Source organism: Sphingopyxis sp. 550A (assembly GCF_053569535.1).
Window position 1 is genome coordinate 2304146 of sequence record NZ_CM131615.1, and the last position, 16198, is coordinate 2320343.

Below are 16198 nucleotides of genomic sequence, written 5' to 3' on the forward strand. Positions count from 1 at the left end.
CCCGACGCGAACTGTGCGCGGGGCGAATTCAGATCGTCCCGCGCGCCCTGAGCTGCTCGACCGCTTCGGCCTCGAAGCCGAGGAGGCTTCCGAGAACGTCGGCATTCGATGCCCCCAGCTCCTCGGCCGGCCGGTCGAAGGCCGCATAGGCCCCGGAGAAGCGGATCGGCAGGCCCATTCCGGTCGCGCCGACCTTGCCATGGCGCGGATGTTCGAGTTCGACGACGGCACCGCGCTCACGCAATTTCGGGTCGGCGAGAACTTCGAGGGCGGTTCGCACGGGACCACATGGCACTTGCCGCGCCATCAGCGCATCGACGACCTCGGTGGTCTTTCGACTTCGCGTCCAGGCTTCGATCATTTCGTTGAGCTCACCGGCATGCTGCATCCGCGGCCCGCGCGTGGCAAAGCGCGGATCGGCGAGGATATCGGGACGCTCCATGGTTTCGAACAATCCTCGCATCCAGTCGGGAGCAAAGGCCACGATCGCGACATGTCCGTCGATGGTGGGGTAAACGCCGAAGGGCACGAGCCGGTCCTGGAAATTCCCGGACCGTGTCGGATATCCGGCCCCGCTGAAAATCTCGAAATGCTCTTCGGCGACCAGCGAGGCGAGGCAGTCGAGCATCGACACTTCGATATGCTGCCCCTTGCCCGTCCGACCGCGCTGAATCAGCGCAGCGAGGATGCCGTTGCAGGCATAGAGCGGAGCCAGCAGGTCGGCGATCGGAAGACCGAAGCGCGTCGGCGGACCATCGGCGAAACCGGTCACGTCCATGATCCCCGAGAGCGCCTGGACGATGATGTCCATGCCCTTGGTGCCGGGATAGATGCTGGGCTCTCCGAATGCCTTGATCGAGGCGTACACGATCGCCGGATTGACCGCGGCGATATCGTCATAAGCGACACCGAGCCGGCCGGTCGCACCCTCGCTCATATTCTCGATGACCACGTCGCACTGCTTCGCGAGATCGAGCAGGATCGCGCGGCCTTCGGCCGACTTGAGGTCGAGCGTCACGCTCTTCTTGTTGCGCGCGCGATTGAGGATAGTGAGCGACACGTCGCCGGCCTCGGCCGAGCCGAAATGAATCCCGTGATCGCCGACATGCGGCGGGTTGGTTCGCGCGATATCGCCCCCCGCGGGCGATTCGATGCGGATCACCTCGGCCCCCATTCCGGCAAGGAGCAAGGAACCATAAGGTCCGGCTAGCGCCACGGTAAGGTCGAGGACGCGGATGCCCTCCAGCGGTCGCTGCATCGTCATTTCGCTTTCCTAACTTCCTCTTCCCGCTGCCGTGCCGCCTCGATGGCCGGTTTCACTTGCAAAACAGCGCCGTGAAATTGTCGACCGGGCCGCTGCCGCCCAGCTGCCGGACGCCCATGAGCAGCGCCGTCGTCTTTTCGACGCCGATGACATTCTCCGCGAGTTCGCGGAATTTGCGCTCGAGCTGTTCTTCGCTCATCGGATTTTCGACCGTTCCCGTCGAATCTTCCACGAACAGATGCTCGGAGCTGCCGTCCTTGAAGGTCAGAACCACGTCGGCGACGAACTTGCCGGGATACTGACGGTCGAGGTCCGCATCCTCGGTCATCCGCACCCGGCGTGCCAAAGTCAGGATTTCGCCTTCGTCGGAAAGGTCGAGACGGTCTTCCTTCGCCGCCACATGCACCTGATAACCGTTGCCGAGCCCGAGCAGCGTGAACGCGAGCTGGACCGGCAGGCTGTATTGCACATGCTCGATGGTGCGAGGCGTATAGGCGTTGGCGTTTTTTGTCCCCACGGGGACATTGGCCGATCGCTGGATGCGAACGTCGACATGCTCGATCTCGGCGGCGCGTCCGGCATATGGCGTCACGGCGTCGATATAGCCATGGATGCACCCGCAACAGAGATAGGGCTTGATCCAGACCTTTTCGATTTCGAGCGGCCGTCCGGGCGCGAACCAGGCGGACGCCTCCGGCCCGACATCGAGGCCGAGAAAAGTCCGATAGAAGCCCTTGTTCCCGGTCAGATAGGCCACCGGCCCCGTGATGCCGTGCGCCGCCATCTGGGCCGCGCGGATCCCCCCTGTCGTCCCGATGCCGGCGTGAACGCGTTTGATCGAGCCCCCGCTCGACGTGTATTCGGTCGTTCCGGAGGCGTGGCTCATGGCGATCGCGAGCGCATGGGCGGTTTGTTCGCGGGTCAGCTTCAGGAGCCTGGCGGCCGTCGCCGCGGCGCCGAAGTTCGCCAGCATGCAATGCGGATGATAGCCGCGGCTCAACAGCTCGGGCGCGGCGATCGAACCGATCCGGGTATAGACTTCGTAGCCGACTACCATCGCGGCGAGCATCTCGTCGATCGTCGCGCCCGCTTCCTCGCCGAGCGCCAACGCGGCCGGCACGACGCAGGAGCCCGGATGGCTCGCGCTCTCGCGGTGGGCGTCATCATATTCGAAGGCATGACCGAAAGTGGCATTCACCATCGTCGCATCGATAGCGCTCATCCGGTCGCCGTAAACAGTGACCCGCGCGGTCCCTGGACGCTGCTGCGAGCGGACGAACTCTAGCGCGTTCTTCGACCAGGGAAGCTGCGAGCAAGCGACCTGATTCGCTATCTGGTCCTGGACCAGCCGCCTCGCAGCGATACGCGCACCCTCCGTGAGATCATCGACGGAAAAAGCCCCGACGAAATCGAGGATCGCCTCTTCAAGGGTTGCTGTCCGGACCGGGGTGTTACCTGCCGGGCTGTCCGTCTCGTCAATCATGGTCGATGAGGCCATCTCGCTATCATCCTCTCGTTGCAGTCCTTCGGATCGGATCCGCTTCGGGTCATAGAGTTACCGGTCGCCTCCCCTTCTGCCAACGCACGCGCCGATGCCATAGGACAATCCTATACCTAGCTCAGGACGCAGCCGCCGTGCCCTTTCCGCGCGAAGACGAAGATGCGAGCAACGCGCCCATCGCGGTCCGCGGAGTCGGGACGCCCGGGAAGGATCTGGATGGTGCATCAGCATGAAAAGCTTTCGCTGCGGAGCTTGCTCTTCGTTCCGGCCGACTCCGAACGAAAGCTGGCCAAGGCGATCGAGTCCGAGGCCGATGTCGTCATTCTCGATCTGGAGGATGCCGTCGCGCCGCCCGCCAAGGACAATGCGCGCCGACTAGCGTCCGACCTTCTCGGTTCGCCGCGGCGCAAGCGCGTCGCGGTCCGTATCAATGCCGCCGATACACACTGGCATCTCGCCGACCTTGCTGCGATCGGACGCCTGGCGCCCGATATCATAATGCTGCCCAAATGCGGTGGCGGCGCCGATATCGATCGGCTTTGCGCGCAATTGTCGGTTCTCGAAACCGCGGCGGGCATCGCGCTCGGATCGACCAGGATCCTGCCGCTCGTCACGGAGACGGCCGCGGCCCTCCGGACAATGGATTATCGCGACGCGAGTCCCAGACTGTGCGCGCTGGGCTTTGCCGGCGAGGACTTGGCGGCCGATCTCGGCGTAGCGGCGCGCGACGAGGCCGGGATGAACCCGTTGCTCACCGATGCGCGGCATATGGTCGCCATCGCCGCCGCAGCCGCTGGCGTTGCCGCCGTCGACACCCCGTTTCCAGACCCGCGCGACGATGCCGGCCTCGCCCGCGAAGCGGCCGCGGCCGCGCGCACGGGCTTTTCGGGCAAGATGTGCATCCATCCCGGCCAGCTGGCGGAGGTGCAAGACGCCTTCACGCCGAGCGACGCCAGCCTGGCGTGGGCGCGGTCGGTAGTCGGAGCCTTCGCGGCATCGCCCGACGAAGGCGTTGCGCTCCTCGACGGCAAGATGGTCGACCGGGCGCATCTGCGTCTTGCCGAGCGGCGTCTCGGTCAGGTTCCTTCGCGCGAACGGGAGATCGCCCATGCCGATTGATGCCGAAAAGCTGCTGCGATTTGCGATACCGAGCGTACGGCAGGCAATGACGCCGAAGGACGCGGCCTTTTATGCCCTGTCCATCGGCATGGGCCGGGATCCGATCGATCGCAAGCAACTGCCCTTCGTGGATCCTTTGGCCGGCCCCGCGGCCATGCCGGCAATGGCTTTGGTCCTCGCCCATCCGGGTTTCTGGCTCGGCCACCCGGACTCGGGCGTCGATCCGCTGGCGGTCCTTCATGCCGGGCAGGCACTCGAGCTGTTCGGCCCCGTGCCGGTCGCGGGCGATGTCGAAAGCCAGACGCGCATCACGCACCTTGTGGACAAAGGGCCGGGCAAGGCCGCCTTGATCCACAGCGAAACCGAACTGGCTGGCGCCGATGGCATACGCTTCGCCCGGCTCGACCGCACGACATTCATCCGCGGCGGCGGCGGCTTCGGCGGGAGCGACAGCGGGCCGGTCAAGGCGTCGCCCCCGCAGCCCGAAGGGGATCCCGATCTGGCCGTCGATCTCCCCACCGGGCGGGAACAAGCGTTGATCTATCGCCTCAATGGCGATTTGAACCCGCTCCACAGCGATCCCGACGTCGCTGCCAAATCGGGTTTCGACCAGCCCATTCTCCACGGGCTTTGCACCATGGGCGTGATCGTCCACGCTCTTCTGCGCGGCCTTCTCGATTATCGCGCCGATCGCCTCCGCGCGGTCAGCCTCCGCTTCGCCTCGCCGGTGATCCCCGGCGAGACCATCCGCACCGAAATCTGGAAGAGCGGCGCCTTTCGCGCCCGCGTCGTCGAACGCGATGTCGTCGTCGCCGACCAGGGCTGGTGCTCCTCGTCGCAGGATTAAAACATGCAAATGAGCCCATTCGATAGCGAGCATTTTCCCGAGATCCGGGAGGGCGTGCGGCGCCTCTGCGCGGAGTATCCCGGCGAATATTGGCGCGAGCTCGATGCCAAGCGCGAATATCCGACCGCCTTCGTGCGGGCGCTGACCGAGGCGGGATATCTGTCCGTGCTGATCCCCGAGGAATATGGCGGCTCGGGTCTCGGTTTGTCGGCGGCGGCTGCCATCCTCGAGACGATCCAGGCCGAAGGCTGCAACGGCGGTGCCTGCCACGCGCAGATGTACACCATGGGGACGATCCTCCGCCATGGCTCGGAGGCGCAAAAACGCGATTATCTCCCGAAGATCGCAACCGGCGAGCTGCGGCTGCAGGCGTTCGGCGTCACCGAACCGACAAGCGGCACCGACACCACCGCGCTGCGCACGACCGCAGTTCGCGACGGCGACGATTATGTCATCAACGGTCAGAAGATCTGGACGAGCCGCGCCGAGCATAGCGACCTCATGCTGCTCTTGGCGCGCACGACCCCGCGCGACCAGGCGGCGAAGAAGACCGAAGGTCTGTCGACCTTCATCATCGACATGAAGAAAGCGCTGGCGGACGGCTCGCTGACGATCCGGCCGATCCGGACGATGATGAACCACGCAACCACCGAAGTCTTTTTCGACAACATGCGGATCCCTGCCGCCAACCTCTTGGGTGAAGAAGGAAAGGGCTTCCGCTACATCCTGTCCGGAATGAACGCCGAGCGCGTCCTGATCGCGGCCGAATGCGTCGGCGATGCAAAATGGTTCACGAAAAAATCGGTCGATTATGCCGGCGAGCGCAAGATTTTCGGCCGGGCGATCGGCCAGAATCAGGGCATCTCCTTCCCGATCGCGCGCGCCTACGCCAATATGCGCGCCGCCGAGTTGATGGTGCACGAAGCGGCGCGGCTCTACGAGATCGGCGCCGCGAACGGCGCCGAGGCCAATATGGCCAAGATGCTCGCCGCCGACGCCTCGGTCGAGGCCGGCAATGTCTGCATCCAGACGCATGGCGGATTCGGATTTGCCGAAGAATATGACGTCGAACGCAAATTCCGCGAGACGCGGCTTTACCAGGTCGCCCCGATCTCGACCAACCTCATCCTGTCCTATCTCGCCGAGCATGTCCTCGGCATGCCGAGGAGCTATTGATGCGCCGCGCCGCTATTGTCAGTCCGCTACGTTCGCCCGTCGGCGCCTTCGGAGGGAGCCTCCGCGATATTCCGGTCGAAACGCTGGGCAGCATCGTGACCAATGCCGTCATCGAGCGCAGCGGGATCGATCCGGCGCGGATCGAGGATGTGGTCTTCGCTCAAAGCTATGCCAATAGCGAAACGCCTTGCGTGGGGCGCTGGATCGCGCTGTCGGCCGGACTTCCGGTGGAGGTGCCCGGGATGCAGCTCGATCGCCGTTGCGGCGGCGGGCTCCAGGCGCTTGTGACGGCCGCGATGATGGTGGAGACCGGCGCGTGCGACGTCGTCCTTGCCGGCGGCGTCGAAAGCATGAGCCGCATCGAATATTACACGACCGACATGCGCTGGGGCAAACGGTCGGGCACGACACAATTCTACGACCGCCTCGATCGCGGCCGGGAGCGGTCGCAGCCGGTGGAACGCTTCGGCTATATCTCGGGCATGATCGAGACCGCCGAAAATCTTGCGGCCGACTATGCGATCGGCCGCGAGGAGGCGGATGCATATGCTGCAGCGAGCCAGCAGCGCGCCGCGGCGGCGTGGTCGGAGGGGCGGTTCGCGGACGAGGTGGTCGCCATCCCTGTTCCGCAACGCAAGGGCGACGCGATCGCCTTCGAGCGCGATGAGGGCATTCGGGGCGATACGACCGTCGACACGCTCGCCAGGCTGCGGCCGCTCACGAAGGACGGGACGGTGACCGCGGGCAATGCCGCGCAGCAGAATGATGCCGCCGCAGCCTGCCTGATCGTCGCCGAGGACAAGCTCGCCGAACTCGGCCTCGAACCGATGGCCTTCCTCACCGGCTGGGCGGCAGCGGGCTGCGACCCCGCGCGCATGGGGATCGGGCCCGTCCCGGCGACAAGGAAGCTGCTGGCGAGATTGGGGTTGTCGCTCGCCGACATCGACCTGCTCGAAGTCAACGAGGCATTCGCAGTCCAGGTCCTCGCGGTGCTGCGCGGACTGGGCTGGGAAGACCATGACCGCCTCAACGTCAACGGCTCGGGCATTTCGCTGGGCCATCCGATCGGTGCGACTGGCGTGCGGATCATGACCACCCTGCTCCACGAGATGCAGCGCCGCGAGGTGCGCTACGGCCTCGAGACGATGTGCATCGGCGGCGGGCAAGGCATGGCAGCGATCTTCGAGCGCGCCTGAGCCGACGCGACGACCTCCCTCCGAATGCGTGGAGCTTCTGAGTCCCCGTGCCTTCCGGAACAAAATCGGCCTGACCTCGTGGTGCCGTGCCGCCGTCCCCAATGTTGGGGGCAGCGGTGCCGCGCTGCGAGGTCCAGAGTCGTTCCTGACAGGCAATGCCGCAGGACCGCAGCGAAGCGGGAGCGCGTGCGGGAATGTCTCCCGGAAGTCGGGGCATGAGGAGGATGATTGTGACTGTATCGAAGCAAAAGGGTTGGAAGTGGGCCGCCGCCGCGGCGATCATGATCGGAGGCATCGTCCAGACACCCGTTGCCGCCCGGGCGACGGAGGAAGGCGTGAAGCCGGAAGTCGAATTGCAGGGCGTCGATCGCCTGCTCGCCATGGAGGACATGAAAAACCTGCGACTGACATTTTGCCGCTCGCTCGACGGCCACGACTGGACATCCTTGCGGGCAACGATGGCAGATGATTTCGAGCTCTATCTGGCCGATGAAAGCGGAAACCCCGGCAGCCCCCTGGCGAAGCCTGTCACGATGACCGGCGCGGACAATTTCATGGGCTTTGTCAAGCAGTTGCTGGCTCAAGGTCAGTCGATCCACATTTGCACCATGCCGCAGTTCCTTTATGTGGGAAAGGACCGTGCCCGCGCGTTGTGGTTCATCAATGGCTACGGCAACATTGGAGGACAGACCGGCCTCGGCTTCGAGCGCGTCGTCGAGGACTATATCCACGTCAATGGAAAGTGGCTGATCCAGAAAGCCGATGCGCGGGGCACGGCCCACGTAACCTTCTCGAAATAGCTTTCGAGGCGAGGGCCAAAAGACGATCATGCAGCAACAGCCGCCGCTGCAGCTGTTGCTGCCTCCCCTTTGGGTCGCCTCCCCGCCGCACTCGCTCTGAAACGAAAAACGAGGGTCCGGGCGCTCCCATTTCTCTGCGAGGCGTCGCGAGTTGGGGGCTGTCGCGACGGCGAACGAATGTCGCTCGATTTCCTTGTCCACGAGCCGGCTCACGAAGAGGACATGAAAATGGACGGGCAGATCGAGCACAGCAAGTTGACGCGTTCGGTCGGTGAATTCGAAGCCATGCTCGGCCGGATTACCGACCTGGCGGACAAAAATTTCGACGACCATCGCAGGGAGGCTGTCAGGTTGCGCCGGTTGATCGCCGACCAGACCGCCACGATCCGGTCGCTCGGCGAGGCCGCCTATGCCGGGTCCGAAAGCCTGGAAGTATTTCGTCAGGAATTTTCGAAGCTGCGAACGGCTATGGCGCTTCACTATTCGGCATGGGCGGTTGTCTCAATCGACCTCGAAAATCCCCTTTATCTCGCCTCTGTGAGCGCACTGCGTAAGGCAAATCGGGACTTCATCGCCTGGATCAAGCTCAGCCGGCCCCACTAGACGATACCATGGGCCTGCAATGCGGCGATGTCGCAGACACCGACGGATTCGAGTATCTCGGCGCTATGCTCGCCAAGCAGCGGAGGGCGTCGCGCCGCGCCGGCAGCGCCGGGAGACAGGCTTGCGGGCGCGCGTGCAAGCGAAACGCCGTTGCTCCCGGGATAGTCGACCTTTTGCAGATAGGTGTCCGCGAGCCCCATCGCACCACCCATGACGTCGGCGGGCGTGAGTACCGGGCTTGCACCGATATTATGCGAAGAAATGGTGGCGAGGCATTCGCCGAGGCTGCGACCCGCGGCCCATTCGGCCATGATGACGCTCAATTCAGCGCCGTTACGCCCCCGCTGGATGTCGTCGACGAAGCGCGGATCGCCGAGAAGTTCGGGGCGGCCAACCATCCTGGTCCATCGCTTGAACATTCCGGTTCCGATCACCTGCATGATGAACCATCCATCCTTCGCCGCATACATGTCGGACGGCCCGGCGATCGGGCTCCGGTTGGCAATCGGTTCGCGGATATTCGTCCCGGCTTCCTGTTCGATCAGGACCGGGTTCATGATATTGAGCGCGGTTCCCGCCAGCGTCGCCTCCACGAGACTGCCCTCGCCTGTCTTCATGCGCCGTATGATGGCTCCCAAAGTTCCGAACGCCGCAGAAATGGCGGTCGAATAGTCGACATAGGAGGTTGCGGAGCGATAGGGCTTGCCAGGCTCGCCGGTCAGGTAGATTGCCCCGCTGATCGCTTGGCCGACGCCGTCGAACCCCACGGCCTCCGCCAGAGGACTGTCTGCGTCGAAAGCCCCTATGCTCGTCAGGATAATATCGGGCCTGATCTTTTTCAGCGCTTCATAGTCGAGGCCGAAGTGGCGGAGCGCCCCGGCCGAAAAATTGGCCACCACCACATCCGCGGACGCGATAAGGGCGCGCAGGACCGGCTTCGCTTCCGAAGCCGCTATGTCGAGCGTAAGCGATTTCTTGCCGCGGTTCGCTTGCAGAAACATCGCCCCCTCGCCCTCCGTGGTTGCCGGCATCAGGAAGCGATCGTCACCGCCCCCCGGGCGTTCGATGCGGATGACTTCTGCCCCGAGATCGGCGAGGAGTGCGGCACAGAAGGGCCCGGCGATGTAGCGACCGAAATCCAAAATTCGAATGCCATCGAGTATCCCCGTCATCGCTACGCTCTCCAATTTTCTAACAGTTGACCGATAGATTATAGAATTCTAACGTGCAAGCGCAGTCCCGCAATCGGGGGAAAGGCGACGCGGCCCGCCAAATTCGAAGCAGGCCCGGTCCGCCACTGCAAATAAGGAGAAGGATCCATGGCCGCCGAATCCCCCCCCGCCGTCAGCCTGTCGCACCAGCGCGCCCTCGACTGGATTGCGGCTGGACCGAAGCATATCTGGATCGGCGGAAACTGGCGGGAAGCCGAGACGGGCGCCCTTCTCGATTCGATCAATCCGGAAACCGAGACCAGGCTGACGAGTATTGCCGATGCGAGTGCGGCCGATGTCGACGCGGCGGTGGTAGCGGCGAGACGTGCCTTCGAGGCATCGTCCTGGGCCGGCATGACGCCGCATCAACGCACCAACGCGCTGCTCCGCATCGCCGATATCGTCGAAGCCAATGCCGGAGAACTGGCGGTGCTGGAGTCGCTCGATAACGGCATGCCGCTCTGGTACAGCACCGCCGGGGTCGCGGCGGTCGTCAACCAGTTTCGCTACTATGCCGGTTGGCCGACCAAGATCTTCGGTGCGACAAACCCGAGCGCGCCCGACGTGTTCAATTACACGCTGCGCGAACCTGTCGGTGTATGCGGCCAGATCATCGCTTGGAACGTCCCGCTCGTGATGGCGTCGATGAAGATTGCCAACGCGCTCGCATGCGGAAACACCGTCGTGCTGAAGCCGGCGGAGCTGGCCTCCTTCACCACCCTTCGCCTCGCCGAGCTGATTGCCGAGACCGATCTGCCGCCGGGCGTGGTGAATATCGTCACGGGCCTCGGCGCGAATGCGGGTGCGGCGATCGCAGGACACGCGGGCATCGACAAGGTCGCGTTCACCGGCTCGACCGCGGTCGGAAAGCAGATCATGCGTGCTGCGGCCGACAATATGAAGAAGGTGACGCTCGAGCTTGGCGGCAAGTCGCCGAACATCATCTTCCCCGACGCAGATATCGACAAGGCGCTCGAATTCGCGGTGCGCAGCTTCTGCGGCAATTCAGGCCAGGTCTGCTCGGCGAGTACACGCGTGCTCGTTCACGAGGATATGCACGACGAGATCGCCGATCGGGTCGCGGCCATGGCAGCGACCTACAAGGTGGGCTCGCCCTTCGATCCCGAAACCAAGCTCGGACCGCTGGTATCCGCCACACAGCGCGAGCGTGTGATGGGATATGTCGATGCCGGCAAGGAAAGCGGCGCCACGCTGCGCTTCGGCGGCGCGCGCGTCGGCGAGCGGGGCTATTTCGTCCAGCCGACCGTATTCAGCAACGTCGACAACAGGAGCAGGATCGCCCAGGAGGAGATTTTCGGCCCGGTCGTCACCATCATCCCGTTCAGGGACGAGGCAGACGCGATCGCGAAGGCCAATGATACGACCTACGGGCTCGCGGGCGCGGTCTGGAGCCGTGATTTCAGCCGCGCGACCCGCGTGGTCAAGGCGATGAAGGCCGGACGCATCTTCATCAACAGCTACGGCGACTCCGATCCCGTCATGGCCTTCGGCGGGTACAAGCAATCGGGCCTCGGCCGCGAATATGGCCAGGAATCGATCGATGCCTACACGCAGGTCAAGTCCGTCTGGGCACGGCTCTGAAGCGCCCAGCGCCATCGCCGCGCGGCTAGTCTCCCAGCGGCGGTGTCTCGGGCACCGGTGAAAAATGATGGGCCCGAATGCGCCCGCCTGCACCGCGCAGAACAAGCAGGCTGGTACGAAGCTGCGACCGGGTTTGATGGCCGCCAGCCAGCATGAAGGAGAATTCGGCGGATCCCTGCGCGAAGAAGCAAGATGTATCGACGGCAAGAAGCTCCTGCTCGACCAGTTTCAAGGTCGCCGAGACGATGACGCCGCGGTAGGATTCGAAATATTCCGCGATCGCCGCGCGCCCGACCGCATGCCCTTCCCGCCCCCCGAACAGCAGGGCGTCCTCGGCATAAAGGGCGGCGAGCTCCGCTGGGTTCCAATCGGCAGCGGCCTCGCTCCATTGCACCGCGAGATGCGCAAGCAGGTCCCTGTCTTCGGCAAGGCTCATATTCGGAATATCTTCGAGGCGGTATCGCTCATGATCGCGCGGCGCTCATCACTTGAACGGTCTGAAATCAGATCGCGAAGGACCGCAATCAACTCGCCATAGGTGCTGAAGTAGAGCGATTCGACGGGCCAGTTCGAACCCATGAAAGACCGCTCGACGCCGAATTCTTCGATAACGGCGTCGGTCACGGTCTTCATGCGGTCGAACGTCCAGCGATGATCGGTCATCGCAAGCCCCGATATCTTGCAGGAAATATTCGGATGCTTCGCCAGGCCGCCGAGCGCGCGCCGCCATGCCTCGATATCGCCAGCTTCCCGCGACAGCGGCAAGCCGCAATGACCGAGAATGATGCGGGCGGAAGGAAAATCGCCGGCAAGCTCTCCGAGGAGAGCGAATTGCTCGAAGGTGGCCGGTTCCTCGAAAATCAGATCGCGATCGACGAGGGCAGAGAAGCCGCGCCGAAAATCGTCCGCCGGGGCGTTGGCCAGTCCCCATAGCATGCGCACACCGCGAAAGGCCGGATAGGCCAGATGCCGGTCGAGCAGCGCACCGACGTCCGGATCGGCCAGGTCGGCGCGCCCGACAATCGCCATCGGCAGCCCCAAGCGCTCCGCTTCGCCTTGAAGCCACCTCGTTTCGGCGACGGGCTCCGCTCCAAAGGCGGCTTCGACATGGACGAGCTTGGTCAGCCCCTCGGGGAGCGCCGCCTTGAGAAACTCTTCGGCCGGAAAGTCGCGAATGATGGGCGAATAATCGCCAAGGATCGCCTCCCATTCTTCGCTGACTCCGTCCAGCCAGCTGTAGTGCAACCGGCTGCGGTCGATGAGATGGATATGACTGTCGACCCAAGGCTCTGCCATGTGCCCTCCTCCCTATGCGGCTTCGAGCGACGCCTTCTTGAGCATCAGCCCGGTCCGGCGCAAGCTGACCACGAGTTCGTCCCGCTGGTTGTGCCCGCGCGTTTCGAACTCGACGATACCGGCGTGCGGCATCGACTTGGACTCGCGGCGGCTGATGATTTCGGTTTCGGTATAGATCGTGTCGCCGAAGAAGACCGGTTTGGGAAATTTGACGTCCGAGAAGCCCAGATTGCCGAGCGTCGTCCCCAGCGTCGTGTCGCCCACCGTCACGCCGCAGACCAGTGCCAGCGTGAACAGGCTGTTCACGAGGCGCTGCCCGTACATGGTCGTCTTGCAATATTCCTCGTCGAGGTGAAGCCAGGCGCTGTTGTAGGTCAGCGAACTGAAGACCAGATTGTCGTGCTCGGTCACCGTGCGAGTGATCGAATGCTTGAACACCTTGCCCGGCTCGAGCTCTTCATAATATTTGCCGGTGGCGAGTTCCTGATAATTTACAGCCATCGTTGTTCTCCTGTCAGCCCAGCGCTTCGGCCAGCGCGATGATGTCCTGCGCCGTCTTCGCGTGCGCGATGTCGATATGCTCGCCGTCGTATACGACCGACGCGCGCCCTTCGGCCTGCGCCGCTTCGAGCGCCGCGATCATCCCGCGATAATAGGCCACTTCGTCTTCGGAAGGGCTGTACACCTCGTTGATGATGGGAACATTCGACGGGTGGAGCGCGAGTTCGCCGTCCATCCCGAGGGCACGATCGTTGAGCGACGACGCCCGCAGCCCGTTGAGATCGCGGATCTGCTGCCACACGCCGCCGATCGGGCGCTTGCCCGCCGCGCGTGCCGCCATCACGATGCGCGATTTGAGATACAGCGTCTCGCGGCCCCCGGGCGACCAGACGGTATTGAGCGCGCGCGCGACATCGGCATTCTTTGCGGTCGCACCGACGATCGCGGTAACGCGCGGAACGCAGGCGATCTCATAGGCATCCTGGAGCGCCTTTGCGGTTTCGAGCAGCGGAATGAGCCCGAGCGACCCCAGTTCGACCCCGTTTCGCGATTCCGCCTCGGTGATCATCGAGGAGGCGGTCACGACATCCTCATAGCCATTGGGCTTCGAGATGTAGATGCCCTCGACGCCCGGCCGCACGACGGCGAGCAGGTCGTCGAGATCATAAAGATGCGGGCTTCGGTTGATGCGAACATAGAGCCGCTGCTTGCGCTCGAGCAGCCAGTCGATCTTGCTTGCGACCAGTGCGCGCGCGTCGGCCTTCTCGGCGATCGGAACGCTGTCCTCAAGGTCGAGAATGAGCGCATCGGCGCCGGCGCCCGCCGATTTTTCCAGCATATTTTCCTTGTTGCCCGGAACGAACATGAAGGAACGGGTCGGTTTCAGTGCCATGATAATTTCCTCGCGGGGGTCAGTAGGATTTGGGGAGGCCGAGCTTCTTCTCGGCGATGTTGCTGAGGATCATCTGCGGGCTGACCGGCGCGATGTAGGGAACCCACATTTCGCGGAGGAAGCGCTCGACGTGATATTCCTTCGCATAGCCAAATCCGCCATGCGTGAGGATCGCCGTCTGGCAGGCTTTCATACCGGCCTGTGACGCGAGGAGTTTGGCGGCATTGGCCTCGGTTCCGCACGGGATCCCCTGATCGAGCAGGCTCGCTGCCGCCATGATCATATGGTTCGCGGCCTCAAGTTCGGCCCAGCTTTGCGCCAGCGGATGCTGGATACCCTGATTCTGCCCGATCGGACGATCGAAGACGATGCGGTCCTTGGCATATTGCGTCGCGAGGCGGATCGCGGCCTGCCCGATGCCGACGGCTTCCGCGGCGACGAGGCAGCGCTCGGCGTTCATGCCGTGGAAGATATATTCGAGCCCCTTGCCCTCGTCGCCGATGCGATCCTCGACCGGGACGGGCAAGCCGTCGATGAACATCTCGTTGGAATCGACCGCCTTGCGGCCCATCTTCTCGATCTCGCGGACGTCGATATAGTTGCGATCGAGCTTGGTGTAGAAGAGGCTCAGCCCTTCGGTCTTCTTCTTCACCTCTTCGATCGGCGTCGTGCGGGCGAGGATCAGCATGTGATCGGCAACCTGCGCGGTCGAGATCCAGACCTTCTTGCCCGAGATGATATATTTATCGCCCTGGCGCTCGGCCTTGACCTTGAGCTTCGTCGTGTTGAGCCCGGTGTCGGGCTCGGTCACCGCGAAGCACGCCTTGTGCTCACCGCGCGTGAAGGGCGGAAGAATGCGTTGCTTCTGTTCCTCGGTTCCGAAGAGGACGACCGGGTGCAAGCCGAAGATATTCATGTGAATGGCCGACGCGGCCGCGAGGGCGCCGCCGCCCGAGGCCACCGTACGGAGGAAGAGCGCGGCCTCGGTGATGCCGAGCCCTGCCCCGCCATATTCTTCGGGCATCGCGATGCCGAGCCAGCCGCCCTTGGCGACTTCCTGGAAATATTCTTCGGGAAAGCCGCCCTTCAACTCGCGTTCGAGCCAATATTCGAGACCGAACTTTTCGCAGATCTTTTCGGCCGCCTCCACGATCGCCCGCTGATCGGCGCTCAATGTATAGTCCATGCCGTCCTCTCCCTTTCCGTTCGACTCGAATTTCTGCAAATTTTCTAACAGTGGTTAGACAGAATAATTTTGCATCGTCAATCGTTCTCCCTTGATTTTCCGACAGCCGGACGGCAGCAACAACCCGACGACTGCCATAGGACAATCCTTTGGCTCGCTGGCGCCGACCGATAGTGAAGGGAAAAGACATTGGCCGAAACCAAGCCAAAGGTGCCGGAAAAGCGGCTCAAAAAGGGAGATTTGACCCGCGCTGCCATCCTGGCTTCCGCCGCGAGGCGCTTCGCGGAGAAGGGCTACGCCGATTGTTCGCTGCGGGACATTGCGTCGCTCACGGGGATGAAAGCCGGCAGCGTCTATTATCATTTCCCGTCGAAGGAAGTGCTGCTCGACGAGGTTCTTCTCGCTGGCATCGACCGGCTGACCAAGACAGTGACCGATCGCATGGCCGCCCTGGGCGACAAGGCATCCGCAACCGAGTTGATGCGGGCGATGATTCACGCGCACGTCACCTCCTTTCTCGACGTGCGCGACGATGCGAACACCTATTTGCGGATTTACGAATATCTGCCCCCGGTGATGAAGCGACGGACGCGCAGCAGCCGTCTTGGCTATGCGCAAATCTGGTTCGATACGTTCGACCGCGGGGTGAAGGATGGCGAATTCTCGCCGAGCATCGACCGCATCACCTTCATCTCTTTCCTGCTCGATTCGATGAATGGCGTGATCGAATGGTTCCGTCCCTCGCGAATGACCATCGATGGCGTGTGCGAGATGATCGAGTCTGCCGTGCTCGAAGGCATATTGACCGAGAAGGCCCGCTCCAGCGGGCTCTCGCGGCGGCGCGTGCCCGCTTGAACGGGCCGACGATGCCTATCCGGCGGGCCCGCCGCCGATGGAGATTTTCTAACGACGGGCCGATTATTATTGCAAGACGCTCCAGCGCACCCTAGCTTCGGGAAAAGGCATGTCGTCGCGTCCGCGTCGACGCCGCGAGTGGAGACGAT

General features: G+C 63.3%; 16 protein-coding genes. 8 read left to right on the forward strand and 8 right to left on the reverse strand.

Features of this window, described 5'->3' with window-relative positions:
* Positions 1 to 28: 28 nt before the first annotated feature.
* Positions 29 to 1264 carry a CaiB/BaiF CoA transferase family protein gene (locus ACVENA_RS11130; RefSeq protein WP_449328848.1) on the reverse strand — a complete coding sequence of 412 codons (1236 nt, stop codon included), beginning with the start codon at positions 1262 to 1264 and terminating at the stop codon, positions 29 to 31.
* A 52-nt stretch (positions 1265 to 1316) separates the two neighbouring features.
* Positions 1317 to 2747: an MmgE/PrpD family protein gene (locus tag ACVENA_RS11135; RefSeq protein ID WP_449328849.1), complete on the reverse strand. Its 1431-nt coding sequence runs from the start codon at positions 2745 to 2747 to the stop codon at positions 1317 to 1319.
* A 234-nt stretch (positions 2748 to 2981) separates the two neighbouring features.
* Here ACVENA_RS11135 and ACVENA_RS11140 point away from each other — a divergent pair, with 234 nt between their 5' ends.
* The 6 genes from ACVENA_RS11140 (at position 2982) to ACVENA_RS11165 (ending at position 8506) form a co-directional block, all read left to right on the forward strand.
* Positions 2982 to 3884: an HpcH/HpaI aldolase/citrate lyase family protein gene (locus ACVENA_RS11140; protein WP_449328850.1), complete on the forward strand. Its 903-nt coding sequence runs from the start codon at positions 2982 to 2984 to the stop codon at positions 3882 to 3884.
* The gene (locus ACVENA_RS11145) at positions 3874 to 4731 is read left to right on the forward strand and encodes a MaoC/PaaZ C-terminal domain-containing protein (protein WP_449328851.1); all 858 of its coding nucleotides are present in this window, start codon (positions 3874 to 3876) and stop codon (positions 4729 to 4731) included. The genes ACVENA_RS11140 and ACVENA_RS11145 overlap by 11 nt, the downstream gene beginning before the upstream one ends.
* A gap of 3 nt (positions 4732 to 4734) precedes the next feature.
* Entirely contained in the window at positions 4735 to 5907 is a 1173-nt protein-coding gene (locus ACVENA_RS11150) for an acyl-CoA dehydrogenase family protein (RefSeq protein WP_449328852.1), read from the forward strand.
* Complete coding sequence (locus ACVENA_RS11155; RefSeq protein WP_449328853.1) at positions 5907 to 7103, forward strand: acetyl-CoA C-acetyltransferase; 1197 nt, start codon at positions 5907 to 5909, stop codon at positions 7101 to 7103. Before ACVENA_RS11150 ends, ACVENA_RS11155 begins: the two co-directional genes overlap by 1 nt.
* Positions 7104 to 7333: 230 nt before the next feature.
* On the forward strand, positions 7334 to 7903 hold the full coding sequence (locus ACVENA_RS11160) for a nuclear transport factor 2 family protein (RefSeq protein ID WP_449328854.1): 570 nt from the start codon (positions 7334 to 7336) through the stop codon (positions 7901 to 7903).
* A 177-nt stretch (positions 7904 to 8080) separates the two neighbouring features.
* On the forward strand, positions 8081 to 8506 hold the full coding sequence (locus ACVENA_RS11165; protein WP_449328855.1) for a hypothetical protein: 426 nt from the start codon (positions 8081 to 8083) through the stop codon (positions 8504 to 8506).
* Here the strand turns inward: ACVENA_RS11165 and ACVENA_RS11170 are convergent.
* On the reverse strand, positions 8503 to 9678 hold the full coding sequence (locus ACVENA_RS11170; protein ID WP_449328856.1) for a CaiB/BaiF CoA transferase family protein: 1176 nt from the start codon (positions 9676 to 9678) through the stop codon (positions 8503 to 8505). The two genes, ACVENA_RS11165 and ACVENA_RS11170, sit on opposite strands and share 4 nt — an antisense overlap.
* 147 nt (positions 9679 to 9825) lie before the next feature.
* Between ACVENA_RS11170 and ACVENA_RS11175 the strand changes: the two genes are divergently transcribed.
* Positions 9826 to 11319 (forward strand): aldehyde dehydrogenase family protein, encoded by a 1494-nt coding sequence (locus tag ACVENA_RS11175; RefSeq protein WP_449328857.1) that lies wholly within the window; start codon positions 9826 to 9828, stop codon positions 11317 to 11319.
* Between the two features lie 25 nt (positions 11320 to 11344).
* On the opposite strand, the gene ACVENA_RS11180 is transcribed toward ACVENA_RS11175, so the two are convergent.
* From ACVENA_RS11180 to ACVENA_RS11200, 5 genes are read right to left on the reverse strand one after another with little or no spacing between them, the layout of a single operon-like run.
* On the reverse strand, positions 11345 to 11755 hold the full coding sequence (locus ACVENA_RS11180) for a YybH family protein (protein WP_449328858.1): 411 nt from the start codon (positions 11753 to 11755) through the stop codon (positions 11345 to 11347).
* Positions 11752 to 12615, reverse strand: coding sequence for an amidohydrolase family protein (locus ACVENA_RS11185; RefSeq protein WP_449328859.1), 864 nt, complete (start codon positions 12613 to 12615; stop codon positions 11752 to 11754). Before ACVENA_RS11185 ends, ACVENA_RS11180 begins: the two co-directional genes overlap by 4 nt.
* A 12-nt stretch (positions 12616 to 12627) precedes the next feature.
* Positions 12628 to 13116 carry a MaoC family dehydratase gene (locus ACVENA_RS11190; RefSeq protein WP_449328860.1) on the reverse strand — a complete coding sequence of 163 codons (489 nt, stop codon included), beginning with the start codon at positions 13114 to 13116 and terminating at the stop codon, positions 12628 to 12630.
* A gap of 13 nt (positions 13117 to 13129) precedes the next feature.
* Positions 13130 to 14008 (reverse strand): HpcH/HpaI aldolase/citrate lyase family protein, encoded by an 879-nt coding sequence (locus tag ACVENA_RS11195; protein ID WP_449328861.1) that lies wholly within the window; start codon positions 14006 to 14008, stop codon positions 13130 to 13132.
* Positions 14009 to 14027: 19 nt separating this feature from the next.
* Positions 14028 to 15194, reverse strand: coding sequence for an acyl-CoA dehydrogenase family protein (locus ACVENA_RS11200; RefSeq protein WP_449328862.1), 1167 nt, complete (start codon positions 15192 to 15194; stop codon positions 14028 to 14030).
* A gap of 210 nt (positions 15195 to 15404) precedes the next feature.
* Between ACVENA_RS11200 and ACVENA_RS11205 the strand changes: the two genes are divergently transcribed.
* A complete protein-coding gene (locus ACVENA_RS11205) occupies positions 15405 to 16049 on the forward strand; it encodes a TetR/AcrR family transcriptional regulator (RefSeq protein ID WP_449328930.1) in 645 nt (214 codons plus the stop codon).
* Positions 16050 to 16198 lie beyond the last annotated feature (149 nt).

Coding starts and splice junctions, on each gene's coding strand:
- ACVENA_RS11130 (WP_449328848.1), bottom strand. CDS start 1,264: ATGACGATGCAGCGACCGCTGGAGGGCATCCGCGTCCTCGACCTTACC.
- ACVENA_RS11135 (WP_449328849.1), bottom strand. CDS start 2,747: ATGATTGACGAGACGGACAGCCCGGCAGGTAACACCCCGGTCCGGACA.
- ACVENA_RS11140 (WP_449328850.1), top strand. CDS start 2,982: ATGGTGCATCAGCATGAAAAGCTTTCGCTGCGGAGCTTGCTCTTCGTT.
- ACVENA_RS11145 (WP_449328851.1), top strand. CDS start 3,874: ATGCCGATTGATGCCGAAAAGCTGCTGCGATTTGCGATACCGAGCGTA.
- ACVENA_RS11150 (WP_449328852.1), top strand. CDS start 4,735: ATGCAAATGAGCCCATTCGATAGCGAGCATTTTCCCGAGATCCGGGAG.
- ACVENA_RS11155 (WP_449328853.1), top strand. CDS start 5,907: ATGCGCCGCGCCGCTATTGTCAGTCCGCTACGTTCGCCCGTCGGCGCC.
- ACVENA_RS11165 (WP_449328855.1), top strand. CDS start 8,081: ATGTCGCTCGATTTCCTTGTCCACGAGCCGGCTCACGAAGAGGACATG.
- ACVENA_RS11170 (WP_449328856.1), bottom strand. CDS start 9,678: ATGACGGGGATACTCGATGGCATTCGAATTTTGGATTTCGGTCGCTAC.
- ACVENA_RS11175 (WP_449328857.1), top strand. CDS start 9,826: ATGGCCGCCGAATCCCCCCCCGCCGTCAGCCTGTCGCACCAGCGCGCC.
- ACVENA_RS11180 (WP_449328858.1), bottom strand. CDS start 11,755: ATGAGCCTTGCCGAAGACAGGGACCTGCTTGCGCATCTCGCGGTGCAA.
- ACVENA_RS11185 (WP_449328859.1), bottom strand. CDS start 12,615: ATGGCAGAGCCTTGGGTCGACAGTCATATCCATCTCATCGACCGCAGC.
- ACVENA_RS11190 (WP_449328860.1), bottom strand. CDS start 13,116: ATGGCTGTAAATTATCAGGAACTCGCCACCGGCAAATATTATGAAGAG.
- ACVENA_RS11195 (WP_449328861.1), bottom strand. CDS start 14,008: ATGGCACTGAAACCGACCCGTTCCTTCATGTTCGTTCCGGGCAACAAG.
- ACVENA_RS11200 (WP_449328862.1), bottom strand. CDS start 15,194: ATGGACTATACATTGAGCGCCGATCAGCGGGCGATCGTGGAGGCGGCC.